The following is a 26,604-nucleotide window of genomic DNA, read 5'->3' as shown; positions in this document are numbered from 1 at the left end:
CCTCGCCACACCAGCTCCCTCGCCACAGCAAGCTCCCTCGCCGCAGCAGTCGCCTAAATCTCGATACGCTCGACCTTGCCGACCAGCAAGATGTAGGACAACGCCCCCAACAACGCCAGCACCGCGATGTACGTAATCGCCGGCGCAAACGAATCCCCGGTCGCCAGAAAGCCAATCACGATCGGCGTGGTAATCGCCGACAGATTGCCGATGAAGTTGAACACCCCTCCGGTCAGCCCCAGCAGCCTTGCCGGCGCCAGGGTCGACACCAGCGACCAGGTGATCGACGCCAGGCCATTGCCGAAAAACGCCACCGCCAGAAACGCAATCACCCACGCCGTGGAATCAACAAAGTTGGCGCCGATGATCGCCGTGGAAATCAACAGCCCGCCAATGATCGGCAACTTGCGCGCAAACCCCACGGACGCTCCCCGGCGAATCAGCCAATCGGAAAACAGCCCCGAACACAGCACCCCGACAAACGCCGCCAGAAACGGCAGCGACGCCAGCAGGCCGGACTTGATGAAGTCCATGCCGCGATATTTCACCAGGTAGGTCGGAAACCACGTCAGGAAAAACCACAACGTGGAATTCAGGCAGAACTGCCCCAGGTAGATCCCCCACAGTTTGCGCTTGCTCAACACGATGCCGAGGTCGACCCAGCTGAACGGCGCCTTGGCCGCCTGCGCCTGGATGTCCACCAACCCGCCGCCTTCGCGGATCAGCTCGATTTCCGCCGCATTCGCGCCTTTGAAATCCCGTGGCTCGCGGTACACCGCGTACCAGATCAACGCCCACACAATACCCACGCCGCCGGTGGCGACAAACACCATGTGCCAGCCAAAGGTGTGTTGCAGCCAGGCCAACACCGGCGTGAGAAACGCCAGCCCGACAAATTGCCCGGAGGTATAAACGCCGATCGCCGTGGCCCGTTCACGCTCGGGGAACCAGGTGGTGACCACGCGGCTGTTGATCGGGTAGGCCGGGGCCTCCAGGGCGCCCACCGCCATGCGCAATACGAACAGCGCGATGAAGCTGGCGGCGAAACCGAGCATCACCGTGGCCACCGACCACAGCAGCAGGGCGACGCTGTAGAGAATGCGCGGCGGCACCCGGTCCACCAGCCAGCCGCCGGGAATCTGCATGGCCGCGTAGGTCCAGCCGAACGCGGAGAAGATCAACCCGACATGCACCGGGTCGATCCCCAGCTCGCTGGTCAGGGCCGGAGCGGCAATCGACAGGTTGCTGCGGTCCAGGTAGTTGATCACCACGGTGACGAACAGCAGCACCATGATGAAGAAACGCTTTCGGCTGGGCGTGACTAAAGAAGCCTGCCCGGTGAAGGACTCGGATTGCATGGGGGTTGCCTCTTCTTATGGTTATTGAGGACAGGTCTTACTGAAGAAACCGAATCAAATGTGGGAGCGGGCTTGCTCGCGAAAGCGGTCTACCAGCAGCGGAGGTGTTGACTGACACTCCGCCTTCGCGAGCAAGCCCGCTCCCACATTGACCGGGTTTTCACCTCAAATTCGCGGTGTTTACCACTCCGCGAAGCTGCCATCGGCATGCCGCCAGATCGGATTGCGCCAGCGATGCCCGATGGCCGCGCGTTCGATCACGTATTCCTCGTTGATCTCGATGCCCAGGCCTGGCCCGTTGGGGATTTTCACAAAGCCCTGGTCGTAGTCGAAAACACCCGGATCGCGCACGTAATCCAGCAGGTCATTGCTCTCGTTGTAGTGAATGCCCAGGCTCTGTTCCTGGATGAACGCGTTGTAGCAAACCGCATCCAGCTGCAGGCACGCTGCCAGGGCAATCGGGCCGAGCGGGCAGTGCAGGGCAAGGGCCACGTCGTAGGCTTCGGCCATGTTGGCAATCTTGCGGGTTTCGGTGATACCGCCGGCGTGGGAAGCATCCGGCTGGATGATGTCGACGTAGCCTTCGCTGAGCACGCGCTTGAAGTCCCAGCGCGAGAACAGGCGCTCGCCGAGGGCAATCGGGGTGCTGGTGAGCGGCGCCAGCTCTTTCAGCGCTTCGTAGTTTTCGCTGAGCACCGGCTCTTCGATAAACATCAGTTTGTAGGGGTCGAGTTCCTTCATCAGCACCTTGGCCATGGGTTTGTGCACCCGGCCATGGAAGTCGACGCCGATGCCGACGTTCGGACCGACCGCATCCCGCACGGCGGCGACGTTGGCCAGGGCCTGGTCGACTTTTTCGAAGCTGTCGAGAAATTGCAGCTCTTCGGTGCCGTTCATTTTCACCGCAGTAAAACCACGGGCCACGGCTTCCTTGGCGGCGCGGGCAGTGTCGGCCGGGCGGTCGCCACCAATCCATGAATACACGCGGATCTTGTCGCGCACCTGGCCACCCAGCAGGTCGCTGACCGACACGCCGAGGGCCTTGCCCTTGATGTCCCACAGCGCCTGGTCGATACCGGCGAGAGCGCTCATATGGATCGCGCCGCCACGGTAGAAACCGCCGCGATAGAGCACGGTCCAGATGTCCTCGATATTGCGTGGGTCCTTGCCGATCAAGTAGTCGGACAATTCCTCGACGGCGGCAGCCACGGTATGGGCGCGGCCCTCGACAACGGGCTCGCCCCAACCGGTCACGCCCTGGTCGGTTTCAACCTTGAGGAAGCACCAGCGCGGCGGGACGATGAAGGTGGTCAGTTTGGTGATTTTCATCTTCTTATCTCTCTTGTAGATGGAGAACGCTGATCAGCCCAAGGCATGCCAGGCCGCGACGTAGGCCTGGGCGTTGCTCGCCACTTGGGCGACGCTCATGCCCGGCTTGAATAACCCGGAGCCCAGGCCGAAGCCTTTGACGCCCGCGTCGAAAAATACCTGCATGTTGTCCGGAGTGATGCCGCCCACCGGCAGCAGCACCGTGCCGGCGGGCAGTACCGCGAGCCAGGCCTTGACCACCGCCGGGCCCATTTGCTCGGCCGGGAACAGCTTCAGCACGTCGGCGCCTTCGGCCAGCGCGGCAAACGCTTCGGTGGGCGTGGCTACACCCGGCGACAGATACAGGCCCGCGGCCTTGGCGGCTCGCAGCACCTTGGCATCGCTATGGGGCATGACGATCACCTGGCCGCCGGCGGCTTTGACTTGATCGACCTGTTCCGGGGTCAGCACGGTGCCGGCGCCGATCAGGCAATCGGCGGGCAGGCTGTCCCGCAGGATGCGGATGCTGGAATAAGGATCCGGCGAGTTCAGCGGCACTTCGATCACCCTGAAGCCCGCCGTGTACAACACCTCGCCGATCGCCAGCGCCTCCTCCGGTCGCAGGCCGCGCAGGATCGCGATCAAACCGTTGTGTGTCAGTGCTTGCTTGAGCATGTCGAGCCTCTCGTCAGGTTGCAGGCAGCAGCCCCGCCGCCATGGCCAGCTGCCAAAGACCACGCTCGGTAGCCTCCTGTGCCAGGGTCACGCGGGGGAAGCCACAGAGTTGGAGTGCACGCTGGTAGCGGGTGCAGAGTTGGGTAGCGCCCACCAGAACGATGTCGCGCTGCTGGGCGGGCTGGCGGGTGCGCAGGCCCATGAGTTCGTGGCCGATCATCAGGCCGGACAAATAGTCGGGCTGCTCCTCGGGCGCCAGTTCACCGGTCAATCCCAGGGTGCGGGCGCTGAACAAGTTCGACAGCAGCCCGGCCCGGCCGTCCACCGACAGCGCCACCTGCACGCCGCGATCAAAAGCGGCCGCCTGGAACGCTTCGGAAGGGCGCTGGGTGCGCCCCAAAATACTGTGTTGGCTGAGCACGGCGAACAGCTCGCCGGTCATGAAAGTGTCGAAGTGGGTGATGCAGCCTTCCACCACGTCGACCCACTTGGAATGGCTGCCCGGCAGCCCGATCAGTACGTCGCTCCCGGTAGTGGCGGACACGCTTTGCAGCACGCCAAGCACCTGAGTTTCTTCGCCGCGCATCACATTGGGCAACGCGCCGCGTTGAATCACGCCGGGCACGATGTGCACCGCTGCGCCCCGCAGGCTGCGCACCACATGCAGCGCCTGGCCGAGGGTAGAAACGTCGGCCGGGGTGTCGCGGTAAGCCGCTTCGCTCCAGCCCTGGGCGCTGCCGACCATGCCGCAAGCGATAACGGGAAGGTCGGGCTGGGTGTCTAGCCAGTCACCGCAGGCTGCGTCGAATGCCAGCTCGAACCCGTTGCTGCAGCGAACACCGGCTATTTCCCGGGCTTCAGTGGGCAGGTGCATGATCCCCGACGCCAAGGTGCGCCGTTCGATCACGACGCCTGCCGGGCCGAGCTTGTAAGCACGAAGGGAACTGGTTCCCCAATCGAGCGCGATCAATTGCGCCTGCATCGCTTCACCTGAGTGTTCTGAGCGGATGAGGCGAATATAAACCCAAGACCGGCAAAGTCTCAATATATAAATATCAGTCCCATATATAGGGAAATTAAAGGCTTAAAATATTGACAGATCCAGCGTGCGCATCGCCCCCATCCAGATCGCGTGTTCGGTGTGGTCCTTGAGGTCATCACCGGTGGTCGGGTGCAGGAACACCACCAAGCCGTTGCGGTTGAGGGCCAGCCAAGGCAGCACGACGCCGATGTATTCAGGTTCGAATGCCAGCTGGCAGCTCCAGTCCGGGTGCGGGCCCACCGGGCGTTCATGCACGCGGCCCATGCGCAGCGGAAACAATTGCGCGGCGTCTTCGCACAGTTTGCGCGCCTGGTCGATGGTGTTGGCGTCGAAATAGATATGGGCGTGGTAGCCCTTGATACGTTGCATGACAAGCTCCGGGCTCATTGATCGGCAAATCCTAGACCGCAATGGACGGCAGGGCCAGACCGGTCAGCGATTGTGCGCTGCTGGCCTGTTCGGTCATCAGCCAGTCGACGAAACGCTCGATCAACTGGCTGCGGCGTTTGCGCTGGGGCAGCACCACGTAATAGCCGAAGCGCGAGATCACCGTGTCGCCAATCGGCCGGCACAGCCATTTTTGCTCCAGCAGGTTATCCACAAGGTGGCGCCAGCCGATGGCCACGCCCTGGCCCGCGATCGCGGCCTGGATCAACAGGGTGTAATTGTCGAAACGCAGTTGGCCCGGGGTGGGCGCGGTGGTGAGGCCCAGTTCGCGAAACACCCCGCTCCAGTCGAACCACTGGTTGTTGTTTTGCTGGCGCAGGTGCAGCAAGGGGAACTCCAGCAGGCTCTGCACCGACAGTGGCGCGACTCGGTCCTGGAGTAGCTGCGGGCTGCACACCGGGAACACTTCCTCGTTGAACAGCCACAGGCTGTCGCCCTGTTTGAAGCGGCCGTCACCGAACAGCACCGCTACGTCGATATCGCTGCGCAACGTGGCGTGGTTACGCTCGCTGGTGACCAGGCTCACGTCCACCTGCGGGTTGGCTTCATGGAAACGATGCAGGCGTGGCATCAGCCAATACGCGGCGAAGGCAAAGTCGGTCGCCACCTGCAGGACTTCATGCTGGTCCTGCTCGGCAATCGCGCTCAGGCCCTGGTTGATGCTCTGCAAACCGGCCTGTACCTGCTCGAATAACAAGGCGCCCGCGTCGGTCAGCTCGATGCCACGGTAGATGCGATCAAACAGGCGCACCTTCAGCTGTTCTTCCAGGCGCTTGATCTGCTGGCTGATGGCCGGCTGGGTGGTGCCCAACTCCATCGCCGCTGCCGTAAAGCTGCGTTGGCGCGCTGCGGATTCAAAGGCACGCAGCAAGTCGAGTGACAGGTGACCGAGGGATTCATACATAAGCTGGGCTTATCCTAGACATTGCTTCTCATGGGCTTTACCACGATTTCCATGGCCTGCATGCTCATTCGCATAAACATCGAATATGGAATGCCGCGAAACCATGAAGCGCAAGAACATTCTTTTTATCATGGCCGATCAAATGGCCGCGCCGATGCTTCCGTTCTACGGTCCTTCGCCTATCAAACTGCCGAACCTGAGCCGTCTCGCCGCCGAGGGTGTGGTGTTCGATGCCGCCTATTGCAACAGCCCGCTGTGTGCTCCGTCGCGCTTTACCCTGGTGAGTGGCCAGTTGCCGAGCAAGATCGGCGCCTACGACAACGCGGCCGATTTCCCCGCCGACGTGCCGACCTATGCCCACTACCTGCGCCGCCTCGGCTACCGCACCGCGCTGTCGGGCAAGATGCATTTTTGCGGCCCCGACCAGCTCCACGGCTATGAAGAACGCCTGACCAGTGACATCTACCCGGCCGACTATGGCTGGGCCGTGAACTGGGATGAGCCGGACGTGCGCCCCTCCTGGTACCACAACATGGCGTCGGTGCTGCAGGCCGGGCCGTGCGTGCGCACCAACCAGCTGGATTTCGACGAAGAGGTGGTGTTCAAGGCCCAGCAGTACCTGTTCGACCATATCCGCGAGGACGGCGACCAGCCGTTCTGCCTGACCGTGTCGATGACGCACCCACACGACCCGTACACCATTCCCAAGCCGTTCTGGGACCTGTACGACGACAACGACATCCCGTTGCCTGCAACACCGCCACAGGCTGACCTCGACCCTCACTCCCAGCGCCTGCTCAAGGTCTATGACCTGTGGGACAAGCCGCTGCCGCTGAACAAGATCCGCGATGCGCGCCGCGCCTACTTCGGCGCGTGCAGCTACATCGACAGCAACGTCGGCAAGCTGCTGCAAACCCTGGAAGACACGGGCCTGGCCGATGACACCATCATCATCTTCTCCGGTGACCACGGCGACATGCTCGGCGAACGCGGGCTCTGGTACAAAATGCACTGGTTTGAAATGGCCGCCCGGGTGCCGCTGCTGATCAGCGCGCCGGGGCAGTTTGCGGCGGGCCGCGTGACGGCTGCCGTGTCCACCGCCGACCTGCTGCCGACCCTGGTGGAACTGGCCGGCGGCCAACTCGACGCCAACCTGCCACTGGACGGCCGCTCGCTGGTTTCGCACTTGCAAGGGCAGGGCGGGCACGACGAAGTGTTCGGCGAATACATGGCCGAAGGCACCATCAGCCCGCTGATGATGATTCGCCGTGGCGCCTACAAGTTCATCTACAGCGAGGACGATCCTTGCCTATTGTTCGATGTGCACAACGACCCGCACGAGCGGGAGGACCTCAGCCAGTCACCGGAACACCGGCCACTGTTCGAGGCGTTTTTGCATGAAGCGCGGGCCAAATGGGACATCCCGGCGATCCACCAGCAGGTGCTCGCCAGCCAACGCCGTCGCCGCCTGGTGTTCGAGGCGCTGACCCAGGGCAAGCTGAAGAGCTGGGACCACCAGCCACTGGTAGACGCCAGTCAGCAATACATGCGCAACCACATCGACCTCGACGATCTGGAGCGCAAGGCACGTTTTCCACAACCCTGCCAAAACCAATAAAACTGAGGGGAAGGCCATGCAAAAGTTATCCACCGTGTTGAGCGTTGCGCTGCTGGCATTGAGCAGTGCCGGCGTCTACGCGGACACCAGCTGCGACACCGTGAAGATGGCCGATCCGGGCTGGAGCGATATCGCCGCCACCAATGCCATTACCGGTTTCCTGTTGAACGGCATGGGCTACAAGGCCAAGGTCGACACCCTTGCGGTGCCGATCACCTTTGGCGGGCTCAAGGACGGCCAGGTGGACGTGTTCCTGGGTAACTGGATGCCGGCGCAGCAGGGCTTCTACGACAAGTTCGTGGCCAATGGCGATGTGGTGCAACTGGCGAAGAACCTCGACGGCACCGAGTTCACCCTGGCCGTGCCGGACTATGTCTGGGACGCCGGGGTGCATGACTTTGCCGACCTGAACAAGTTTGCCGACAAGTTCGACAAGAAGATCTACGGCATCGGTTCGGGTGCGCCGGCGAATCTCTCGTTGCAGGAAATCATCAAGAAGAACGACTTTGACCTGGGCCAGTGGAAGCTGATCGAGTCCAGTGAACAGGCGATGCTGGCCGAAGTGTCCCGGGCGGTGAAGAAGCAGAAGTTCGTGACCTTCCTCGGCTGGACGCCGCACCCGATGAACGTGCAGTTGAAGATGCATTACCTCAAGGGTGGGGAGAAGTACTTTGGTGACACCGGCAGCGTGTATACGTTGACCCGCAAGGGCTATGCACAGGCGTGCCCGAATGTGGGGAAATTGCTGACCAACCTGAGTTTCACCCAGGAGATGGAGAACGCCATCATGGCTGAGGTGGTGAACAAGAAGGTCAGTAATGCGGACGCGGCGAAGGCGTGGATCAAGGCGAATCCGGCGGTGCTGGACAAGTGGCTGGACGGGGTTAAAACCGTGGACGGCCAGGATGCACTGGCCGCTGTAAAAGCCAAACTCTGATGCACTGATCGTTCCCACGCTCTGCGTGGGAACGCATCCGGTGACGCTGCGCGTCACGACTCAAGAGCGGACGCAGAGCGTCCAGGACGGCATTCCCACGCAGAGCGTGGGAACGATCATCATGAGCCTGATACTCTGATTCAAACCTCTTCAACCGAGTTTCCAATGCCCTGGCCCAACCGCCATACACTCTTCCCCTTCCTCAGCTGGCTCCCGCGCCAAACCCGCGCCAGCGTCGGAAGGGACGCGGTCGTCGGCCTGAGCGGTGCAGTCCTGGCATTACCCCAGTCCATTGCCTACGCGCTGATCGCCGGTCTCCCACCGGAGTATGGCCTGTACGCCGCGATCATCCCGGTATTGATCGCCTGCTTGTGGGGCTCTTCCTGGCACCTGATCTGCGGCCCCACGGCAGCCATCTCTATAGTGCTCTACGCCAGCGTCAGCCCGTTGGCCGTGCCCGGCTCCCAGGACTACATCACACTCATCCTGTTGCTGACATTCCTGGCCGGCGTCTTCCAATGGCTGTTGGGCATGCTGCGCTTCGGCGCCCTGGTGAATTTCGTCTCGCATTCAGTGGTGCTCGGCTTCACCCTCGGCGCTGCGGTGGTGATCGCCCTGGGCCAACTGCCCAACCTGCTGGGGCTGGACCTGCCCAGCCAGGCCACGGCGATCAACAGTCTGCTGGCGCTGATCAACCATGCCGGGGAGTGGAATCGTCCTTCACTGGTGCTCGGGCTCGGCACCTTGCTGGTGGGGGTGCTGCTGAAACTCTGGGTACCGCGCTGGCCAACCCTGTTGATCGCGCTGGCCCTGGGCAGCCTCATCCCGTGGCTGTGGCCGACGATGTTCGGGGAGGTGGCGCGGGTCAGTTCATTTGTCGGCAAGCTGCCACCGTTCAGCCCACTGCCGATGGACCTGGACATGGTCCTGCGCCTGCTGCCGAGTGCCGTGGCGGTGGGCATGCTGGGGCTGGTGACCAGCCTGTCGATTGCGCGCTCACTGTCGGCCCGCTCCCAACAATTGCTCGATGCAAATCAGGAAGTGCGCGCCCAGGGTTTATCCAACATCGTCGGTGGATTTTTCTCGGGGTACTTGTCGGCGGGTTCCTTCACACGGTCGGGCCTGAGTTATGAGGCAGGCGCCTGTTCGCCGCTGGCGGGAGTGTTTTCCGCGTTGTGGGTGGCGTTGTTCGCGCTGTTCGGTGCGGCATTGATCGCGCATATCCCGATCCCGAGCATGGCCGCCAGCATCCTGCTGATTTGCTGGGGGTTGGTCGACCATCGCGGTATTCGGGCGCTGTTCCGGGTCAGCCGCGCAGAGTTCGTGGTGATGAGCCTGACCTGCATCGCCACGCTGTTGCTGGAGTTGCAAACGGCCATTTACGCCGGGGTGCTGGCGTCGCTGTTTTTCTACCTTAAGCGCACCTCACAGCCGCGGGTCCAGCAATGGCGTGACGGAGAGGACGATGTGCTGCGGGTCGGCGGGTCGATCTTTTTCGGCGCCAGCCATTACCTGCAGGTGCGGCTGCAAAGCCTGCACGGCCAGCGGGTGGTGATCGAGGCGCAGCAGATCAACTTTATCGACTATTCCGGGGTGGAGATGCTGCACCAGGAAGCGCGCCGATTGAATGGAGTGGGGCGCAGCCTGGCGTTGCGCAAGGCCCGGCCACAGGTGGTGGAAGAGTTGAGGAAACTGGAAGGGGCCGACCAATGCCCCATCCATTTCGAAGACTGAATGCGGTTAAAACTGTGGGAGCGGGCTTGCTCGCGAATGCGGTGTGACAGTCGCCGTATGTATCGACTGATCCACCGCATTCGCGAGCAAGCCCGCTCCCACATTTGGATTGCGTCAGGCCAGTTGGCTACGCAATTCAGCCAGCACCGGCGCGGAGTCCGGTCGAACGCCGCGCCACAGGAAGAACGCTTCCGCGGCCTGTTCCACCAGCATCCCCAGGCCATCCATTGCCACAGCCGCGCCCTGCTCACTGGCCCAGCGGCAGAAAGCCGTAGGCTCTTTGCCGTACATCATGTCGTAGCAAAAAGTCTTTCCGGGTTCGATCAGGCTGCCGGCAATCGGCGGTACATCGCCTGACAGGCTGGCGGACGTGGCATTGATGATCAGGTCCACCGGTTCACGCAGCCAGTCGAAACCGCTGGCGGACACCGGGCCGAGGTCGTCGAACAGCTCGGCGAGCAATTCGGCTTTTTCCACGGTGCGATTGGCAATGATCAGCGAAGCCGGCTGCTCAGCCAGCAATGGCTCCAACGCGCCGCGCACCGCACCACCGGCGCCCAGCAGCAGGATGCGTTTGCCTTGCAGGCTGAACCCGGCATTCACCGTCAAATCCCGCACCAGGCCGGCGCCGTCGGTGTTGTCTCCCAACAGGCTGCCATCGCCGAGCTTGCTCAGGGTATTCACCGCGCCGGCCCGTTGGGCGCGTTCGGTCAGGGTATTGGCCAGGCGATAGGCCTCTTCCTTGAACGGTACGGTGACGTTGGCGCCACGGCCTTGTGCGAAAAATGCTTTTGCACAGCCGGTGAAATCCTCCAACGGCGCGAGCAAGGTGCTGTAGTCCAGTTGCTCGCCGGTCTGTTCGGCGAACAGACGGTGAATCAGCGGCGACTTGCTGTGGCCGATGGGGTTGCCGAAGACGACATAACGATCCATCAGACCGCCGCCTTGGGCAGCACACCCAGCCAGTCGCGGTCTTGCAGGAAGTAGTCGGTTAGGCGCGCTTCTTCGCTGTCGGGGGCGGCTTTCCAGTCATAGCTCCAGCGCACTTGTGGTGGCAGCGACATCAGGATCGACTCGGTACGCCCGCCCGATTGCAGGCCAAACAAAGTGCCACGGTCGTAGACCAGGTTGAACTCGACGTAGCGGCCACGGCGGAATTCCTGGAACTCGCGCTGCTGCTCGGTATAGGCCATGGCCTTGCGGCGCTGGACGATCGGCAGGTAGGCGTCGATGTAGGCGTCGCCGATGGCGCGCATGAAGGCGAAGCTGGTGTCGAAGTCCCACTCGTTCAAATCATCGAAGAACAAACCGCCGATGCCACGCGGTTCGTTGCGGTGCTTGATGTGGAAGTAGGTGTCGCACCAGGCCTTGTAGCGTGAATAAACGTCCGGGCCAAACGGCGCGCAGGCCTGTTCGGCGACGCGGTGCCAGTGGATGCAGTCTTCTTCGTTGCCGTAGTAGGGCGTCAGGTCGAAGCCGCCGCCAAACCACCACACCGGCTCTTCGCCTTCTTTTTCAGCGATGAAAAAACGCACATTGGCGTGGGAAGTCGGCACATGCGGGTTGTGCGGGTGGATCACCAGCGACACGCCGAGGGCTTCAAAACCGCGACCGGCCAATTCCGGGCGATGGGCACTGGCGGACGGTGGGAGGCCGCTGCCAAACACGTGGGAAAAGTTAACGCCGCCTTTCTCGATTACCGAACCGTTTTCGATCACACGGGTGCGACCGCCGCCGCCGGCAGGCCGGGTCCAGGCGTCTTCGATGAAGCGAGTGTCCGTCTCGAAGGTTTCCAGGGCGCTGCAAATGCGGTCTTGCAGGTCAAGCAGGTAGGCTTTGACAGCCTCGGTGCGGGTAGTCATGACATCACCTTGAATCGGGCAACGCTACACGAGGCCATTGGGCATCGGCGGCAAATGGGCGCACAGGATACCACTGCACCCACTGCTGCCACAGTTGACGAAGATCAAGCTTAGGAGTCCGATAGGGGGCTACGCGAAATGACTTAAGGAGAGTGCAGATGGCCAAACGTATCCAGTTCCGTGCCCATGGCGGCCCCGAAGTGCTTGAGTATGTGGACTACACCCCGGCAGAACCCGGCCCGCAGCAGGTTCGCGTGCAGAACAAGGCCATTGGCCTGAACTTCATCGACACCTATTTCCGCAGCGGCCTGTATGCACCACCGGCCTTGCCGTCGGGCCTGGGCGCGGAAGGTGCCGGCGTGGTTGATGCGGTGGGCAGCGAAGTCACTCAATTCAAGGTCGGCGATCGCGTGGCCTACGGCAGCGGCCCGCTGGGCGCCTACAGCGAATTGCATGTGTTGCCGGCTGCCAACCTGGTGCACCTGCCGGACGACATCAGCTTCGAACAGGCCGCCGGCGCGATGCTCAAGGGCCTGACGGTGCAGTACCTGTTGCGCCAGACCTATGAGTTGAAGGGCGGCGAAACCATTCTGTTCCACGCCGCTGCCGGTGGCGTCGGCTCCCTGGCTTGCCAATGGGCCAAGGCCTTGGGCGTGAAGCTGATCGGTACCGTGAGTTCGCCGGAAAAAGCGGCGCTGGCCAAATCCCTCGGCGCCTGGGAAACCATCGACTACAGCAAGGAAAATGTCGCACAACGCGTGCTGGAACTGACTGACGGCAAGAAGTGCCCAGTGGTGTACGACGGCGTAGGCAAGGACACCTGGCTCACATCCTTGGACAGCGTCGCGCCACGCGGGCTGGTGGTGAGTTTCGGTAATGCTTCGGGGGCGGTGGATGGGGTCAACCTGGGGATTCTGGCGGCCAAGGGCTCGCTGTATGTGACCCGGCCGACATTGGCGACCTATGCCAACAACCCGGAAAACCTGCAGGCGATGGCGGATGATCTGTTTTCGATGATCATCAGCGGGAAGCTGCAGATTGATATTAACCAACGGTTTTCGTTGGGGGATGCGGCGAAGGCGCAAATTGAGTTGTCGGCGCGGCGCACGACTGGGTCGACCATTCTGTTGCCTTAGGGCTTTAGTTCTCTGGGGCCTGTAAGGGCCGCATCGCGGGCAAGCCCGGCTCCCACTGGTTCTGCGGTGAACATAAATTTTGTGTTCGCTGCAGATCAGTGTGGGAGCCGGGCTTGCCCGCGATGGCCGCGACTCGGTCTTAAGACGGCCGCACAACCTCACCCGTCGCCAGATCCCGAATCAGACTCGGGTTCTTGCGCCCACCCAGATTCCCCCCCAATACCAGATCCACCTGCCCGCGGAAGTACTGCTCCACACGAATCCGCGTGCGCGCCGCCGGGCGGCCCTGCGGGTTGGCCGAGGTGGAAATCAGTGGCCCGACCAGCGAGCACAGATCCCGCACTTGCGGATGATCAGTCACCCGCAACGCCACCGTGTCATGCACCCCGGTAATCCACTCGGGCAGCAAGTCCTGATGGGGCACCAGCCACGTATTCGGACCAGGCCAGGTACTGGCCATGCGGTCCATCCACTCATCGGGAAAGTCTTCGAAGAGAAAATCGAACTGACGGATATTGTCGGCAATCAGGATCAGCCCCTTATCCACAGACCGGCCCTTGATCGCCAGCAACCGATCCACCGCTTCTTCGTTCCAAGGGTCACAGCCCAGGCCCCAGACCGCCTCGGTTGGATAGGCAATCACTGCGCCTGCGCGAATTTCTCGTGCGGCTTCTCGCACCCGCCACCTGTTGACCATTACTCACTCTCCGGACTAAAGCTCTGCGCAGTTTACCGATCTTCGTTACAAAACCTAGCCGCGCGCAAGCCAGCGCCCGCTTTCGCAGATCACCCGGCCTTCCAGTTCCAGCTCCGTCAGGCTGGCCAGCACCTCGGACAAGGCCCTGCCACTGGCAATCGCCAGGGCTTCACTGGTGTGGGGCGCCGCGTGCAACAGCGCCACCAGCGGATGATTGACCGCAATCGGCGCCGGGCGGGAGAGCGCCTGCCAGCCACGCAGGTTTTCGAGAATGTGCTCGATGGTTTCCACCAGCACCGCGCCATCGCGGATCAGTTGATGGCAGCCTTTGGCCCCGGGGTGATGGATGGAGCCGGGGATGGCGTATACCTCGCGCCCTTGCTCCGCCGCCAGCCGAGCGGTGATCAGCGAACCGCTGGCCATGCTGGCCTCCACCACCAGTACCCCAAGCGACAGGCCACTGATAATACGGTTGCGGCGCGGGAAGTTGCCGGCCTGGGGCGCGGCGTCCAACGGAAACTCGGAAACCACGGCGCTGCCTTGGGCAATCATCGCCTCGGCCAAGCGTCGATGGCGCTGTGGATAAAAATTTTCGAGCCCGGTGCCCAGCACGCCGATTGTATGTCCACCAACATCCAAAGCCGCCTGGTGAGCAGCACCGTCGATACCCAGGGCAAGGCCACTGGTGATGACAAAACCGGCACTCGCCAGGCTGCGGGAAAACGCGGCGGCGGTATCCATTCCTGGCCTGGAGGCGCGACGGCTGCCGACCATCGCCAGCTGCGGTTTCTCCAGAATCGCCGGGTTGCCGGCGACGAATAATAGCGGGGGTGCGTCATCCAATTCTGCAAGCAATGCCGGGTAGTCGGGTTGGTCCCACATCAGCAAATGCTGGGCCGGACGCTCCAACCAGACCAATGCCGCACTGGCACCATCACGTACTTCCTCGCAACGCCGGGCATCGGCGCTGGCCACCTTGAGCCCCAGGGAGCGCCAGGCACTGGCCGGTGCGCTGATGGCTTTTGACGCAGAACCAAAGGCCTCGATAAGTTTTTTAAAGCCCTTGGGACCCAGTTCCGGCAGCCTGTGCAAGCGTAGTCGGGCTTCCAGTTCTGCCGGGGAAATTTCACGGTCATTCGTCGGTAACATATGATCGTCCTTGATCGGAACAAGCTGTGGATAACTCTGTTGGTAACTTATTTAGCAACCTAATTATTGTCTTCGTTCAGGCGCCTCAAAACGGTCCATTACCGCCAGCGAACGCGACGCGCTGAGCACCAGGCCGTAGCTGAGCTTTTCGTAGGTGCGGAACACCAATAGCGTCCCGGCCGGCTCGTCGGGCATCTTCACCGGAGCACCGGTTACTCGGTCCCGAACGGTTTCCCCGGTTTTCACCACGGCCAGCAAATGGCCTTCCGTCAGGCCGTCACGACGGCCCTTGTTCAGCGTCACCGCGTCCAGCACGCCGATCTGCGTCACGCCCCGTGGCACGTCGATGATGTGCCCGGCAGTGGCGCGAGCAGGCATCTGAATCACCAGGCTGGCCAGGTCGGTGGGCGCTTGCTGGCTGAGCAAACGATCCCCGGGACGCACCTCCTGGGTGACGCGCCGCACACCCAACGTGCTGACATCGCCCGCCGTCACAAAACGTGCGGTGCCAATGTCGTCGACGTTGATACCCAGCAATTCCTGGCTTTGCGGGTCGGTATAGGCCTTGCCGCGACGGAAGATCCCGTAGCTTTCGACTGCAGGGTCCAGGGCACCTCGCGCATAAATACGCTCGCCATCGGCGCCCAATACTCGTCCGGCATCTGCTGCAACAATATAGGGAGCGTGCTCCAGTTCCTGGGGGGTATCGAGAATGCGGTTGTGCAGTAAAAAGCGCTGGATGGCCTGCTGCGTATGAAGCGGCAACGGTTGGCCAGCCTGTGGATAGCTCTCGGGAACCTGGGCAATAACGGCCTGGGCCCACAGCAGCAAGACGAGTAGCGATTTCCTCATGGGGTGAATCTCCTTTATTATGTGCATTCGCGTGAAACGCCTTGGCCTTCGCGGCTTTCGGACGTTTTCCCACGGCACTTATTCCGGCACATCAAGGGTCCATCCCCGGCGCCGACTTGCCTTTACCTCACATGTGCAGCAATTACGCTTATGGCTATTTTGAACATCCTCGAATTTCCGGACTCACGCCTGCGCACCATCGCCAAGCCAGTGGCCGTAGTGGACGCCAAGGTTCGTCAGTTGGTCGATGACATGTTTGAAACAATGTATGAAGCCCCGGGTATCGGCCTCGCCGCGACCCAGGTCGACGTGCATCAGCGCGTCGTGGTCATGGACCTGTCCGAAGACCGCAGCGAGCCCCTGGTGTTTATCAACCCTGAGTTCGAAACCCTGACCGACGAGATGGGCCAGTACCAGGAAGGCTGCCTGTCGGTGCCCGACTTCTACGAGAACGTCGACCGTCCCCAGCGCGTCAAGATCAAGGCCCTGGACCGTGATGGCAAGCCGTTCGAGATGATTGCCGAAGGCCTGCTGGCGGTGTGCATCCAACACGAGTGCGACCACCTCAACGGCAAGCTGTTTGTCGATTACCTGTCCACGCTTAAACGCGACCGGATCAAGAAGAAGCTGGAAAAGAAGCATCGCCAGCAAGCTTGATTCCCTTCTTTCAAAGGCTTGCTCCGGCAAGCCTTTTTCTTTTGTGAGACGTTTCCCATGACCGAGCCACTGCGCATCGTTTTTGCCGGCACCCCCGAATTCGCCGCCGAACACCTCAAGGCCCTGCTCGCCAGCCCTTATGAAATCGTGGCGGTCTACACCCAGCCCGATCGCCCGGCCGGTCGTGGGCAAAAACTGATGCCCAGCCCGGTCAAGCAGCTGGCACTGGAAAACAACATTGTGGTGCTGCAGCCGCCGACCCTGCGCAACGCCGATGCCCAGGCCGAACTGGCTGCGCTGAAGCCAGACCTGCTGGTGGTGGTGGCCTACGGCTTGATCCTGCCCCAGGCTGTGCTGGATATCCCGCGCCTGGGCTGCATCAACAGCCACGCCTCGCTGCTGCCTCGCTGGCGTGGCGCGGCACCGATCCAGCGTGCCGTCGAAGCCGGTGATGCGCAAAGCGGGGTGACCGTGATGCGCATGGAAGCAGGCCTGGACACCGGGCCGATGCTGCTGAAAGTCACCACCCCGATCACCGGGCAAGACACCGGCGGCAGCCTGCATGATCGCCTCGCCGAAATGGGCCCGCCGGCTGTCGTCCAGGCCATCGCAGGCCTGGCTGCCGGCACTCTGCAAGGTGAAGTGCAGGACGACAGCCTCGCCACCTACGCCCACAAATTGAACAAGGATGAAGCCCGCATCGACTGGAGCCGCCCGGCCGTTGAGCTGGAGCGTCTGGTGCGTGCCTTCAACCCGTGGCCGATCTGCCACAGCACGCTCAATGGCGAGGCCTTGAAAGTACTGGCCGCCACCCTGGCCGAAGGCAAGGGCGCCCCCGGCGAGATCATCGGCGCCAGCAAGGACGGCCTGTTGGTAGCGTGCGGTGAACAGGCGCTGTGTCTGACCCGTCTGCAATTGCCCGGCGGCAAGGCGCTGAACTTCAGCGATTTGTTCAACAGCCGCCGTGAGAAATTTGCCGTTGGCATCGTCCTCGGCCAAGCGGTGGACGCGCAATGAACCCACGTCTGGCCGCCGCCAAGGCCCTGGCCGCCGTGCTCAACGGCAAGGCTTCCCTCAATAGTTCGTTGCCGACCCAACTGGATAAAGTCGAAGACCGCGATCGCGGCTTTACCCAGGACCTGGCCTTCGGTACCGCCCGCTGGCAGCCACGTTTATCGGCGCTGGCGGCCAAGCTGCTGCAAAAGCCGTTCAAGGCGGCGGACGCCGATGTCGAGGCGCTGCTGCTGGTGGGCCTGTATCAACTGCTCTACACCCGCGTGCCGGCCCACGCGGCCATCGGCGAAACCGTCGGTTGCGCCGACAAGCTGAAAAAGCCTTGGGCCAAGGCCCTGCTCAACGCCGTGCTGCGCCGCGCCCAGCGCGAAAGCGAAGCGCTGCTGGCCGAGCTGGAACATGACCCGGTGGTGCGCACCGCCCACCCGCGCTGGCTGCAAAAATCCCTGAAGGCGTTCTGGCCCGAGCAATGGGAAGCCATCTGCACGGCCAACAACGCGCACCCGCCGATGATCCTGCGGGTCAATCGCCGTCATCACACCCGCGACGCTTATCTCACGTTGCTTGGCGAAGCCGGTGTAGCGGCCACGGCCTGCGTCTACAGCCAGGACGGCATCGTTCTTACAGAACCGGGCGATGTACGTAACCTGCCCGGGTTCGCCGAAGGCTGGATCAGCGTGCAGGACGAAGCCGCTCAACTGGCCGCCGACCTGCTGGACCTGGCCCCGGGCCAACGCGTACTGGACGCCTGTTGCGCCCCCGGCGGCAAGACCTGCCACATCATGGAAGTGCAAGCGGACCTGGCCGGTGTCGTCGCCGTCGACCTGGAAGCCAAGCGCCTGGTGCGTGTGCGGGAAAACCTCGCCCGCCTGGGCCTCAGCGCCGAGCTGATCGCCGCCGACGGCCGCGACACCGCCACCTGGTGGGACGGCAAGCCGTTCCAGCGCATCCTGCTGGACGCACCGTGCTCCGCCACCGGCGTGATCCGCCGCCACCCGGACATAAAGCTGACCCGCCAACCCGACGACATCGCCGCCCTGGCCGTGCTGCAAGGCGAGTTGCTGGACGCGTTGTGGCCGACCCTCGAAGTAGGCGGCATCCTGCTGTACGCCACCTGCTCGACGCTGCCTACCGAAAACACTGAAGTCATCGAAGCCTTCCTTGCTCGCACCAGCGGCGCACGGGAACTGGACCTCGACATCCAGGCCGGGATCAAGCAGCCTCATGGCCGCCAGTTGCTGGCCCAGGAAGGCGGCCACGACGGGTTCTATTACGCCAAGCTGATCAAGATTGCCGCCGCTCGCGGCTGAATGGTTTTAAGGGAGTGACCGGATGAAAATCATCATCCTCGGCGCAGGGCAGGTTGGCGGTACGCTGGCCGAGCATTTGGCCAGCGAAGCCAACGACATCACCGTGGTCGACACCGACGCGGAGCGCCTGCGGGATTTGGGCGACCGTTTGGATATCCGTACCGTACAGGGCCGCGCCTCGTTTCCTACAGTGCTGCGCCAGGCCGGTGCCGACGATGCCGACATGCTGGTGGCGGTCACCAACAGTGACGAAACCAACATGGTCGCCTGCCAGGTCGCCCACACCCTGTTTCACACTCCGACCAAGATCGCCCGAGTGCGTGAGGCGGCCTACCTGACCCGCGCCGGACTGTTCGACAACGACGCGATCCCGGTCGATGTGCTGATCAGCCCGGAACAAGTGGTCACCCATTACATCAAGCGCCTGATCGAACACCCGGGCGCCTTGCAGGTGATCGACTTCGCCGAAGGCAAGGCACAGCTGGTGGCGGTCAAGGCCTACTACGGCGGGCCGTTGGTGGGCCAGCAACTGCGCCAGCTGCGCGAGCACATGCCCAACGTCGAGACGCGGGTGGCGGCGATCTTCCGTCGCGACCGGCCGATCCTGCCCCAGGGCGATACGGTGATCGAGGCTGACGACGAGGTGTTTTTCATCGCCGCCAAAGCGAACATTCGCGCGGTGATGAGCGAAATGCGCCGTCTGGATGAGACCTATAAACGCATCGTCATCGCCGGCGGCGGGCAGATCGGTGAGCGCTTGGCCGAGGCCATCGAAAGCCGCTACCAGGTGAAGATCATCGAGATGAATCCGGCACGCTGCCGGTATTTGTCCGACACCCTCGACAGCACCGTGGTCCTGCAGGGCAGCGCCTCGGATCGTGATCTGCTGCTGGAAGAAAACATCGCCGACGCCGATATCTTCCTGGCCCTGACCAACGATGACGAAGCCAACATCATGTCGTCGTTGCTGGCCAAGCGGCTGGGGGCGAAGAAGGTGATGACCATCATCAACAACCCGGCCTACGTCGACCTGATCCAGGGCGGCGATATCGACATCGCCATCAGCCCACAACTGGCGACCATCGGCACCTTGCTGGCCCACGTGCGGCGCGGCGATATCGTCAGTGTGCACTCGTTGCGCCGGGGTGCGGCGGAAGCCATCGAGGCGATTGCCCACGGTGATTCAAAATCGAGCAAGGTGATTGGCAAGGCGATCCGCGATATCGGCCTGCCGCCGGGCACCACCATCGGCGCAATCATTCGCGATGAAGAAGTGATCATCGCCCACGACGACACGGTGATCGCCACGGGCGACCACGTGATTCTGTTCCTTGTGGATAAAAAACATATCCGCGATGTGGAGAAGCTGTTCCACGTGGGCCTGAGCTTTTTCTGATCAAACGGAGTGACCGACATGCTCGAATCCCTGGAAAAAATGCTCGCCAAGGGTGTGGATAACTCACTGCTGCGGTTTGGTTTGGGCAAGGGTTATCTTGATCTGAAGGACAACGCCAAGGCGGCCGAGCATTTGCAGAAATGCGTCGAGTTCGACCCGAAGTATTCGGCGGCGTGGAAGCTGTTGGGCAAGGCGCAGCTGGGGCAGGGTGATAACGCTGCAGCGCGGTTAGCTTGGGAGAAGGGTATTGAAGCGGCCCTGGCACATGGCGACAAGCAGGCCGAAAAGGAAATGACCGTATTCCTGAAGAAACTCGACCGCCAAGCTTAAGCAGAACCCAATGTGGGAGCGGGCTTGCTCGCGAAGGCGTCGTGTCAGTCACCGAATTTGTGTCTGATACACCGCCTTCGCGAGCAAGCCCGCTCCCACATTTTGTTTTGTGCCAACCTTGAGTCAGCCGTACATCAATACCACCGCGCCTCACCCGGCGGGCGTTTCTTGAAGCGCTTCATGCTCCACATGTACTGGCTCGGGTAAGCCCCCACATAGCGCTCCACCACTTTGCTCATCGCCGCACACGAAGTGGCTGTATCGGTGCTGTACATGTCTTCCGGCGCCGCTTCCAGGATCACTTTGTAGCCCGAGCCATCCGGCAGCCGCAGGGCATGCAGGAACACCCCGACCGCCTTGTGCCCCGCCAGCATGTTCGGCACGAACTTGCTGGTCAGCGCCTGGGTGGCGAAGAACGGCACGAAGATCCCGGCCGATTCCGCCGGCTCCGGATCCGCAGGAATCCCCACCTGGCCGCCTTTGCGCACTTCCTTGATGACACTGAGGATGCCTTCCTTGGTGGACGCCGCCACGCGGTTACCCAGTTGCACCCGCTGTTTGCGCAGCAAGTCATCCACCGCCTTGAGCTTCGGCGGGCGGTAGAAAATGATCGGTTTGCACTGGCTGCAATAGAAGTGGTTCAACACTTCCCAGTTGCCCAGGTGGCTGGTGATGCCGACCACGCCTTTGCCCGAGGCCAGGGCTTCGTGCAGCACTTCCAGGCCTTCGACCTCGCGCACCAGGTCGATGGAACGCTGGGCCGGCCAGATCCAGGCGCAGGCGCTTTCGGTCAGGGACTTGCCGATGTCCATCAGGCTGCATCCAACGAGACGCTCGCGCTCGGCCGGATCCATGTCCGGGAAGCATTTGGACAGGTTGATCCGCACCGTCTCGCGGGAACGGTTGGGGGTTTTCCACATGATCCAGCCAATTGCCGAACCGACCGCTTGCACCGCGCGCCAGGGCAGCAGGGCAAACAACCGAAGAGCGCCTACCAGCAAGGCGCCTTTAAACTTTTCCACAGGTCACTCCTGATCGTGTGTGGTGCGCAAAACCGCCATTCTAACCGGCGTTGGCGAGGTCCGCGTAACGGTCGCAGTCCTGAGTGTGGTCCATGACCATGCCCGAGGCCTGCATGAACGCGTAGCAGATGGTCGGCCCGACGAAGGTGAAGCCGGCTTTTTTCAAGGCTTTGCTCATGGCCTCAGCCTCCGGCGTAATGGCCGGGACCTGGCTGCGGTCCTTGAAATGATTGACCTTGGGCACGCCGCCCACAAACGACCACAGAAACTCCACGGGGTCCTGCAGCGCCAGCCAGGCGGCGGCATTGCGCCGGGTGGCATTGAGTTTCAGGCGGTTACGCACGATGCCCGAATCGAGCATCAGCGCTTCGATCTCGGCATCGCTCAGTTGGGCCAGACGCTGCGCATCAAAGCCGAACAAGACCTTTCGATAATGCTCGCGTTTGCGTAAAACGGTGATCCAGGACAGGCCCGCCTGGAACCCTTCGAGCAAAAGCAACTCGAACAGTCCCTGCGCATCGCGCAGCGGCGTTCCCCACTCCTGATCGTGATAAGCCATGTACAGCGGATCTTCAGAACACCAAAAGCAGCGTGGCATAAGGCTCCAGGGGATGGTGGCGCGGCCGAATCGGGTATACTCCCGCTCTTTAAATCGCAGCCCAAGTAACAGGTGAATTTCGTGAGCCAGCCTACGCCAGCCGTGCGTACCTTCCAAGACTTGATCCTCGCCCTCCAGCAATACTGGGCCGAGCAAGGTTGTGTGGTACTTCAGCCCTACGATATGGAAGTAGGCGCCGGCACTTTCCACACCGCTACCTTCCTGCGGGCCATCGGCCCGGAAACCTGGAACGCCGCTTATGTGCAGCCCAGTCGTCGCCCGACTGATGGCCGCTACGGCGAAAACCCGAACCGCCTGCAGCACTACTACCAGTTCCAGGTGGTTCTGAAGCCAAACCCGGACAACTTCCAGGAGCTGTACCTGGGCTCGTTGAAACATGTCGGCCTGGACCCGCTGGTCCACGACATCCGTTTCGTCGAAGACAACTGGGAATCGCCAACCCTGGGCGCCTGGGGCCTGGGCTGGGAAGTCTGGCTCAACGGTATGGAAGTGACGCAGTTCACTTACTTCCAGCAAGCCGGCGGCATCGAGTGCTACCCGGTGACCGGCGAGATCACCTACGGTCTCGAGCGCCTGGCCATGTACCTGCAAGGCGTGGACTCGGTCTACGACCTGGTGTGGGCTGACGGCCCGTTCGGCAAGGTGACCTACGGCGACGTGTTCCACCAGAACGAAGTGGAGCAGTCGACCTACAACTTCGAGCACGCCAACGTCGAGAAGCTGTTCGAACTGTTCGACTTCTATGAAAGCGAAGCCAAGCGCCTGATCGAACTGGATCAGCCGTTGCCGTTGCCAAGCTATGAAATGGTTCTGAAGGCATCCCACACCTTCAACCTGCTGGACGCCCGTCGTGCCATCTCGGTAACTGCGCGCCAGCAATACATCCTGCGTGTACGCACCCTGGCGCGTTCCGTCGCCCAAGCCTACCTGCTGGCTCGCGCCAAGCTGGGCTTCCCGATGGCCACCCCGGACCTGCGTGATGAAGTGTTGGCTAAGCTGGAGGCTGCACAATGAGTGCTCAAGATTTCCTGGTTGAACTGGGCACCGAAGAGCTGCCACCCAAGGCACTGAATACCCTGGCCGACGCATTCCTGGCCGGTATCGAAAAAGGCCTGCAAACCGCTGGCCTGAAGTTCGCCGCAAAAAAAGTCTACGCCGCGCCGCGCCGACTGGCTGTGTTGCTCACCGCACTGGAAACCCAGCAGCCGGACCGCAGCATCAACCTCGACGGCCCGCCACGCCAGGCCGCCTTCGACGCCGAAGGCAACCCGACTCAAGCCGCCCTTGGTTTTGCCAAGAAGTGTGGCGTCGAGCTGAGCGAGATCGACCAGAGCGGCCCGAAGCTGCGTTTCAGCCAGGTCATCACCGGCAAGCCGACCGCCAGCCTGTTGCCGACCATCGTTGAAGACTCGCTGAACGACCTGCCGATCCCCAAGCGCATGCGCTGGGGTGCCCGCAAGGAAGAGTTCGTGCGCCCGACCCAATGGCTGGTGATGCTGCTCGGTGACCAGGTCATCGACTGCACCATCCTCGCCCAGAAGGCCGGCCGTGATTCACGTGGCCACCGCTTCCACCATCCGGAAGCCGTGCGCATCACCGCGCCCGCCAACTACCTCAATGACCTGCGTGCAGCCTATGTGCTGGCGGATGCCAATGAGCGCCGCGAGCTGATCAGCAAGCGTACCGAAGAGCTGGCCCGCCTGCAGGAAGGCACCGCCATCGTGCCGCCAAGCCTGCTGGACGAAGTGACCGCTTTGGTTGAATGGCCAGTGCCGCTGGTGTGCTCGTTCGAGGAGCGTTTCCTCGACGTGCCGCAGGAAGCGCTGATCACCACCATGCAGGACAACCAGAAGTATTTCTGCCTGCTGGACGTCGACGGCAAGCTGCTGCCGCGCTTCATCACCGTGGCCAACATCGAAAGCAAGGACCCGCAGCAGATCATCGCCGGTAACGAAAAAGTCGTTCGCCCGCGCCTGACTGACGCCGAGTTCTTCTTCAAGCAAGACAAGAAGCAGAAGCTCGAAGACTTCAACCTGCGCCTGCAGAACGTGGTGTTCCAGGAAAAACTCGGCAGCGTCTACGACAAGGCCGTGCGGGTTTCCAAGCTGGCGGCCTACATCGCGCCACGCATTGGTGGCGATGCTGCCTGGGCTGCGCGTGCCGGCCTGCTGTCCAAGTGCGACCTGGCCACCGAGATGGTCGGCGAGTTCCCGGAAATGCAAGGTGTTGCCGGTTACTACTACGCCCTGAATGATGGCGAGCCGCAAGACGTCGCCCTGGCGCTGAACGAGCAGTACATGCCGCGCGGTGCCGGCGCCGAGCTGCCGACCACCCTCACCGGTGCGGCCGTGGCCATCGCTGACAAGCTGGATACCCTCGTCGGTATCTTCGGTATCGGCATGTTGCCTACCGGCAGCAAAGACCCGTATGCGCTGCGCCGTGCGGCCCTGGGCGTGCTGCGCATCCTGATCGACAAGAAGCTCGACCTCGACCTGACCCAGGCCGTGGTGTTTGCGGTTGGCCAGTTCGGTGCCAAGGTCAAGCAAGCGGGCCTGGCCGAGCAAGTGCTGGAGTTCGTGTTCGACCGTCTGCGTGCGCGTTACGAAGACGAAGGTGTGGACGTTTCGGTGTACCTGTCGGTACGTGCCCTGCAACCAGGTTCGGCGCTGGACTTCGACCAGCGTGTGCAGGCCGTACAGGCCTTCCGCAAGCTGCCGGAAGCCGGTGCCCTGGCCGCCGTGAACAAGCGTGTGTCGAACCTGCTGAGCAAGGCCGACAACCTCGGTAATGCCGAAGTCGACCCGGGCCTGTTTGCCGATGCCAAGGAGTTCTCGCTGAACTCGGCCATCGCCAAGGCGGAAAACGCAGTGAAGCCGCTGATCGCCGAACGCAACTACGCCGAAGCACTGGCGCGCCTGGCCACCTTGCGTGAGCCGGTGGATGCGTTCTTCGAAGCGGTGATGATCAATGCCGAAGACGCGGGCGTGCGGAAAAACCGCTACGCCATGCTGGCGCGCCTGCGCGGCCTGTTCATCAATATCGCTGACATTTCCGTACTGAGCTGACCATGTTGAAACTGCTGATTCTCGATCGGGACGGAGTGATCAATTACGACTCCGACGCTTACATCAAATCGGTGGCGGAATGGATTCCACTGCCCGGCTCGATCGAGGCCATCGCGCAGTTGAGCAAAGCGGGCTGGACAGTGGCCATCGCCACCAACCAGTCCGGCATCGCCCGCGGCTACTACGACATCGCCACCCTCGACGCCATGCACGCGCGCCTGCGCACGCTGGTGGCAGAGCAGGGCGGTGAAGTAGGGCTGGTGGTGTATTGCCCGCACGGCCCGGATGAAGGCTGCGATTGCCGCAAGCCCAAACCGGGTATGCTTAAAACTATTGCTGAACATTACAACGTGCCGTTGGCTGGGCTATGGTTTGTCGGGGACAGCCTCGGTGACCTGGAAGCCGCCAAAGCCGTCGACTCTCAGCCAGTTTTGGTAAAAACCGGGAAAGGCGAAAAGACCCAGGCTAAAACCCTGCCGGTAGGTACTTTGATTTTTGACGATCTGGCGGCGGTTGCCGCAGAACTTATCAACAACTAGCAGCCCTTCTGACTTCCTGACCAAGGACTGTTCGGGAGCGCGCTTTTAACAGGCGGGCGTTGTCCCGCAACGGTAAATGCCGCCATGTCGATTTTGCAGGCCATCAGAACCTTCTTCTTTTACCTGCTGTTGGGCACCAGCTCTTTTCTCTGGTGCACCCTGAGCTTTTTTATCGCGCCTTTCCTGCCGTTCAAGGCGCGCTATCGTTTCATCAACGTCTTTTGGTGCAACTGCGCGCTGTGGTTGACCAAGGTGTTCCTGAACATTCGTTTCGAGATCAAGGGCGCCGAACACGTCCCGGACCAGCCTTGTGTGATTCTGTCGAACCACCAGAGCACCTGGGAAACCTTTTTCCTGTCTGCGTATTTCTCGCCCCTGAGCCAGGTGCTCAAGCGTGAGCTGCTGTACGTACCATTCTTCGGCTGGGCCATGGCCATGCTGCGACCGATCGCCATCGACCGCGACAACCCCAAGGCCGCACTCAAGCATGTGGCCAAGAAGGGCGATGAGCTGTTGAAGGATGGGGTTTGGGTGCTGATCTTCCCTGAAGGCACACGCGTGCCCTACGGCACTGTGGGCAAGTTCTCACGTGGCGGTACGGCCCTGGCGGTGAACGCCGGGCTGCCGGTGCTGCCAATTGCCCACAATGCCGGCAAGTTCTGGCCAAAGACCGGCTGGGCCAAGCGTGAAGGCACCATCACTGTAATCATTGGCGAGCCCATGTATGCCGAGGGCGAAGGCCCACGTGCCATTGCAGCGCTGAACGACCGTGCCCAGGCATGGAATGAAGCGCAACAAAGGGCCATGGGTTCGTTGCCGCCGGAGCCGGTCGTGGTGGATACGCCGGTGATTTGAGTTTCTGTGGATAACCTGTGTACGGTTTGTTGGCGAATTGCGCTTTTTAGCTTATAGGCTGCTGATTTACTTACATAT

At 61.9% G+C, this 26,604-nt stretch carries 26 protein-coding genes; 13 read left to right on the top strand and 13 right to left on the bottom strand.

The genetic code is table 11. The features are described from left to right. Window positions 1-53: 53 nt before the first annotated feature. The 6 genes from HX818_RS15155 to HX818_RS15130 all read right to left on the bottom strand — a co-directional run bounded on the left by HX818_RS15155 (window position 54) and on the right by HX818_RS15130 (window position 5,734). Complete coding sequence (locus HX818_RS15155; RefSeq protein ID WP_177020346.1) at window positions 54-1,358, bottom strand: MFS transporter; 1,305 nt, start codon at window positions 1,356-1,358, stop codon at window positions 54-56. Window positions 1,359-1,538: 180 nt separating this feature from the next. Then, entirely contained in the window at window positions 1,539-2,687 is a 1,149-nt protein-coding gene (gene dgoD / locus HX818_RS15150) for a galactonate dehydratase (protein WP_003213645.1), read from the bottom strand. A 33-nt stretch (window positions 2,688-2,720) separates the two neighbouring features. Then, complete coding sequence (locus HX818_RS15145) at window positions 2,721-3,341, bottom strand: 2-dehydro-3-deoxy-6-phosphogalactonate aldolase (RefSeq protein ID WP_003213643.1); 621 nt, start codon at window positions 3,339-3,341, stop codon at window positions 2,721-2,723. A 13-nt stretch (window positions 3,342-3,354) separates the two neighbouring features. Next, window positions 3,355-4,323, bottom strand: coding sequence for a 2-dehydro-3-deoxygalactonokinase (locus HX818_RS15140; RefSeq protein ID WP_177020345.1), 969 nt, complete (start codon window positions 4,321-4,323; stop codon window positions 3,355-3,357). A 102-nt stretch (window positions 4,324-4,425) separates the two neighbouring features. Continuing rightward, window positions 4,426-4,752, bottom strand: coding sequence for a DOPA 4,5-dioxygenase family protein (locus HX818_RS15135; protein WP_003213639.1), 327 nt, complete (start codon window positions 4,750-4,752; stop codon window positions 4,426-4,428). A 31-nt stretch (window positions 4,753-4,783) separates the two neighbouring features. Further along, complete coding sequence (locus tag HX818_RS15130; protein ID WP_177020344.1) at window positions 4,784-5,734, bottom strand: LysR family transcriptional regulator; 951 nt, start codon at window positions 5,732-5,734, stop codon at window positions 4,784-4,786. A 103-nt stretch (window positions 5,735-5,837) separates the two neighbouring features. Here HX818_RS15130 and betC point away from each other — a divergent pair, with 103 nt between their 5' ends. From betC to HX818_RS15115, 3 genes are all read left to right on the top strand, one after another. Further along, window positions 5,838-7,352, top strand: coding sequence for a choline-sulfatase (betC, locus tag HX818_RS15125; RefSeq protein ID WP_177020343.1), 1,515 nt, complete (start codon window positions 5,838-5,840; stop codon window positions 7,350-7,352). Between the two features lie 16 nt (window positions 7,353-7,368). Beyond that, window positions 7,369-8,289, top strand: a complete 921-nt coding sequence (gene choX / locus HX818_RS15120; RefSeq protein WP_102604433.1) for a choline ABC transporter substrate-binding protein — start codon at window positions 7,369-7,371, stop codon at window positions 8,287-8,289. A 165-nt stretch (window positions 8,290-8,454) separates the two neighbouring features. After that, window positions 8,455-10,023 carry a SulP family inorganic anion transporter gene (locus HX818_RS15115; RefSeq protein WP_177009011.1) on the top strand — a complete coding sequence of 523 codons (1,569 nt, stop codon included), beginning with the start codon at window positions 8,455-8,457 and terminating at the stop codon, window positions 10,021-10,023. A 114-nt stretch (window positions 10,024-10,137) separates the two neighbouring features. On the opposite strand, the gene aroE is transcribed toward HX818_RS15115, so the two are convergent. Both aroE and hemF read right to left on the bottom strand, forming a co-directional pair. Beyond that, window positions 10,138-10,956 carry a shikimate dehydrogenase gene (gene aroE / locus HX818_RS15110; RefSeq protein WP_102367811.1) on the bottom strand — a complete coding sequence of 273 codons (819 nt, stop codon included), beginning with the start codon at window positions 10,954-10,956 and terminating at the stop codon, window positions 10,138-10,140. After that, window positions 10,956-11,885 (bottom strand): oxygen-dependent coproporphyrinogen oxidase, encoded by a 930-nt coding sequence (hemF, locus tag HX818_RS15105; protein ID WP_003213625.1) that lies wholly within the window; start codon window positions 11,883-11,885, stop codon window positions 10,956-10,958. The genes aroE and hemF overlap by 1 nt, the downstream gene beginning before the upstream one ends. Window positions 11,886-12,043: 158 nt before the next feature. Between hemF and HX818_RS15100 the strand changes: the two genes are divergently transcribed. Next, on the top strand, window positions 12,044-13,021 hold the full coding sequence (locus HX818_RS15100; RefSeq protein ID WP_076013283.1) for an NADPH:quinone reductase: 978 nt from the start codon (window positions 12,044-12,046) through the stop codon (window positions 13,019-13,021). Between the two features lie 139 nt (window positions 13,022-13,160). Here the strand turns inward: HX818_RS15100 and HX818_RS15095 are convergent, their stop codons facing one another. From HX818_RS15095 to HX818_RS15085, 3 genes are all read right to left on the bottom strand, one after another. Next, window positions 13,161-13,718 (bottom strand): L-threonylcarbamoyladenylate synthase, encoded by a 558-nt coding sequence (locus HX818_RS15095; RefSeq protein ID WP_003213622.1) that lies wholly within the window; start codon window positions 13,716-13,718, stop codon window positions 13,161-13,163. A gap of 54 nt (window positions 13,719-13,772) precedes the next feature. Then, a complete protein-coding gene (gene dprA, locus HX818_RS15090; protein ID WP_177020342.1) occupies window positions 13,773-14,867 on the bottom strand; it encodes a DNA-processing protein DprA in 1,095 nt (364 codons plus the stop codon). Window positions 14,868-14,930: 63 nt separating this feature from the next. Next, window positions 14,931-15,719 (bottom strand): peptidoglycan-binding protein, encoded by a 789-nt coding sequence (locus HX818_RS15085; protein ID WP_177020341.1) that lies wholly within the window; start codon window positions 15,717-15,719, stop codon window positions 14,931-14,933. A 150-nt stretch (window positions 15,720-15,869) separates the two neighbouring features. Between HX818_RS15085 and def the strand changes: the two genes are divergently transcribed. The 5 genes from def to HX818_RS15060 are packed head-to-tail and all read left to right on the top strand — an operon-like array spanning window position 15,870 to window position 20,426. After that, window positions 15,870-16,376, top strand: a complete 507-nt coding sequence (gene def / locus HX818_RS15080) for a peptide deformylase (protein ID WP_003213617.1) — start codon at window positions 15,870-15,872, stop codon at window positions 16,374-16,376. Between the two features lie 57 nt (window positions 16,377-16,433). Further along, the gene (gene fmt / locus HX818_RS15075) at window positions 16,434-17,393 is read left to right on the top strand and encodes a methionyl-tRNA formyltransferase (protein ID WP_003213615.1); all 960 of its coding nucleotides are present in this window, start codon (window positions 16,434-16,436) and stop codon (window positions 17,391-17,393) included. Continuing rightward, window positions 17,390-18,700 carry a 16S rRNA (cytosine(967)-C(5))-methyltransferase RsmB gene (rsmB, locus tag HX818_RS15070; RefSeq protein WP_177020340.1) on the top strand — a complete coding sequence of 437 codons (1,311 nt, stop codon included), beginning with the start codon at window positions 17,390-17,392 and terminating at the stop codon, window positions 18,698-18,700. The genes fmt and rsmB overlap by 4 nt, the downstream gene beginning before the upstream one ends. Before the next feature lie 22 nt (window positions 18,701-18,722). Next, the gene (gene trkA / locus HX818_RS15065) at window positions 18,723-20,096 is read left to right on the top strand and encodes a Trk system potassium transporter TrkA (protein WP_003213611.1); all 1,374 of its coding nucleotides are present in this window, start codon (window positions 18,723-18,725) and stop codon (window positions 20,094-20,096) included. 18 nt (window positions 20,097-20,114) lie between these two features. After that, a complete protein-coding gene (locus HX818_RS15060; RefSeq protein WP_003213608.1) occupies window positions 20,115-20,426 on the top strand; it encodes a lipopolysaccharide assembly protein LapB in 312 nt (103 codons plus the stop codon). 134 nt (window positions 20,427-20,560) lie between these two features. On the opposite strand, the gene HX818_RS15055 is transcribed toward HX818_RS15060, so the two are convergent. Together HX818_RS15055 and HX818_RS15050 are read right to left on the bottom strand one after the other, a co-directional pair. Next, a complete protein-coding gene (locus HX818_RS15055; protein WP_177020339.1) occupies window positions 20,561-21,448 on the bottom strand; it encodes a lysophospholipid acyltransferase in 888 nt (295 codons plus the stop codon). 40 nt (window positions 21,449-21,488) lie between these two features. After that, complete coding sequence (locus HX818_RS15050; protein ID WP_003213603.1) at window positions 21,489-22,046, bottom strand: DNA-3-methyladenine glycosylase I; 558 nt, start codon at window positions 22,044-22,046, stop codon at window positions 21,489-21,491. An 81-nt stretch (window positions 22,047-22,127) separates the two neighbouring features. On the opposite strand from HX818_RS15050, the gene glyQ reads away from it, so the two are divergent. The 4 genes from glyQ (at window position 22,128) to HX818_RS15030 (ending at window position 26,526) form a co-directional block, all read left to right on the top strand. Further along, on the top strand, window positions 22,128-23,081 hold the full coding sequence (gene glyQ / locus HX818_RS15045; protein ID WP_003213601.1) for a glycine--tRNA ligase subunit alpha: 954 nt from the start codon (window positions 22,128-22,130) through the stop codon (window positions 23,079-23,081). Beyond that, entirely contained in the window at window positions 23,078-25,132 is a 2,055-nt protein-coding gene (glyS, locus tag HX818_RS15040) for a glycine--tRNA ligase subunit beta (RefSeq protein WP_003213599.1), read from the top strand. Before glyQ ends, glyS begins: the two co-directional genes overlap by 4 nt. Window positions 25,133-25,134: 2 nt before the next feature. After that, window positions 25,135-25,671: a D-glycero-beta-D-manno-heptose 1,7-bisphosphate 7-phosphatase gene (gene gmhB, locus HX818_RS15035; protein WP_166742131.1), complete on the top strand. Its 537-nt coding sequence runs from the start codon at window positions 25,135-25,137 to the stop codon at window positions 25,669-25,671. An 84-nt stretch (window positions 25,672-25,755) separates the two neighbouring features. Continuing rightward, on the top strand, window positions 25,756-26,526 hold the full coding sequence (locus HX818_RS15030; protein WP_177020338.1) for a 1-acyl-sn-glycerol-3-phosphate acyltransferase: 771 nt from the start codon (window positions 25,756-25,758) through the stop codon (window positions 26,524-26,526). Window positions 26,527-26,604 lie beyond the last annotated feature (78 nt).

It is taken from the genome of Pseudomonas sp. F9001 (assembly GCF_013385435.1).
Lineage (GTDB): Bacteria > Pseudomonadota > Gammaproteobacteria > Pseudomonadales > Pseudomonadaceae > Aquipseudomonas.
The sequence above is the reverse complement of the archived record's forward strand: the minus strand, read 5'-3'. Positions and strand labels throughout refer to the sequence as shown.

Bases quoted from the DNA above. Each gene is read 5' to 3' on its own strand.
- HX818_RS15155 (WP_177020346.1), bottom strand. From the start codon at position 1,358: ATGCAATCCGAGTCCTTCACCGGGCAGGCTTCTTTAGTCACGCCCAGC.
- dgoD (WP_003213645.1), bottom strand. From the start codon at position 2,687: ATGAAAATCACCAAACTGACCACCTTCATCGTCCCGCCGCGCTGGTGC.
- HX818_RS15145 (WP_003213643.1), bottom strand. From the start codon at position 3,341: ATGCTCAAGCAAGCACTGACACACAACGGTTTGATCGCGATCCTGCGC.
- HX818_RS15140 (WP_177020345.1), bottom strand. From the start codon at position 4,323: ATGCAGGCGCAATTGATCGCGCTCGATTGGGGAACCAGTTCCCTTCGT.
- HX818_RS15135 (WP_003213639.1), bottom strand. From the start codon at position 4,752: ATGCAACGTATCAAGGGCTACCACGCCCATATCTATTTCGACGCCAAC.
- HX818_RS15130 (WP_177020344.1), bottom strand. From the start codon at position 5,734: ATGTATGAATCCCTCGGTCACCTGTCACTCGACTTGCTGCGTGCCTTT.
- betC (WP_177020343.1), top strand. From the start codon at position 5,838: ATGAAGCGCAAGAACATTCTTTTTATCATGGCCGATCAAATGGCCGCG.
- choX (WP_102604433.1), top strand. From the start codon at position 7,369: ATGCAAAAGTTATCCACCGTGTTGAGCGTTGCGCTGCTGGCATTGAGC.
- HX818_RS15115 (WP_177009011.1), top strand. From the start codon at position 8,455: ATGCCCTGGCCCAACCGCCATACACTCTTCCCCTTCCTCAGCTGGCTC.
- aroE (WP_102367811.1), bottom strand. From the start codon at position 10,956: ATGGATCGTTATGTCGTCTTCGGCAACCCCATCGGCCACAGCAAGTCG.
- hemF (WP_003213625.1), bottom strand. From the start codon at position 11,885: ATGACTACCCGCACCGAGGCTGTCAAAGCCTACCTGCTTGACCTGCAA.
- HX818_RS15100 (WP_076013283.1), top strand. From the start codon at position 12,044: ATGGCCAAACGTATCCAGTTCCGTGCCCATGGCGGCCCCGAAGTGCTT.
- HX818_RS15095 (WP_003213622.1), bottom strand. From the start codon at position 13,718: ATGGTCAACAGGTGGCGGGTGCGAGAAGCCGCACGAGAAATTCGCGCA.
- dprA (WP_177020342.1), bottom strand. From the start codon at position 14,867: ATGTTACCGACGAATGACCGTGAAATTTCCCCGGCAGAACTGGAAGCC.
- HX818_RS15085 (WP_177020341.1), bottom strand. From the start codon at position 15,719: ATGAGGAAATCGCTACTCGTCTTGCTGCTGTGGGCCCAGGCCGTTATT.
- def (WP_003213617.1), top strand. From the start codon at position 15,870: ATGGCTATTTTGAACATCCTCGAATTTCCGGACTCACGCCTGCGCACC.
- fmt (WP_003213615.1), top strand. From the start codon at position 16,434: ATGACCGAGCCACTGCGCATCGTTTTTGCCGGCACCCCCGAATTCGCC.
- rsmB (WP_177020340.1), top strand. From the start codon at position 17,390: ATGAACCCACGTCTGGCCGCCGCCAAGGCCCTGGCCGCCGTGCTCAAC.
- trkA (WP_003213611.1), top strand. From the start codon at position 18,723: ATGAAAATCATCATCCTCGGCGCAGGGCAGGTTGGCGGTACGCTGGCC.
- HX818_RS15060 (WP_003213608.1), top strand. From the start codon at position 20,115: ATGCTCGAATCCCTGGAAAAAATGCTCGCCAAGGGTGTGGATAACTCA.
- HX818_RS15050 (WP_003213603.1), bottom strand. From the start codon at position 22,046: ATGCCACGCTGCTTTTGGTGTTCTGAAGATCCGCTGTACATGGCTTAT.
- glyS (WP_003213599.1), top strand. From the start codon at position 23,078: ATGAGTGCTCAAGATTTCCTGGTTGAACTGGGCACCGAAGAGCTGCCA.
- gmhB (WP_166742131.1), top strand. From the start codon at position 25,135: ATGTTGAAACTGCTGATTCTCGATCGGGACGGAGTGATCAATTACGAC.
- HX818_RS15030 (WP_177020338.1), top strand. From the start codon at position 25,756: ATGTCGATTTTGCAGGCCATCAGAACCTTCTTCTTTTACCTGCTGTTG.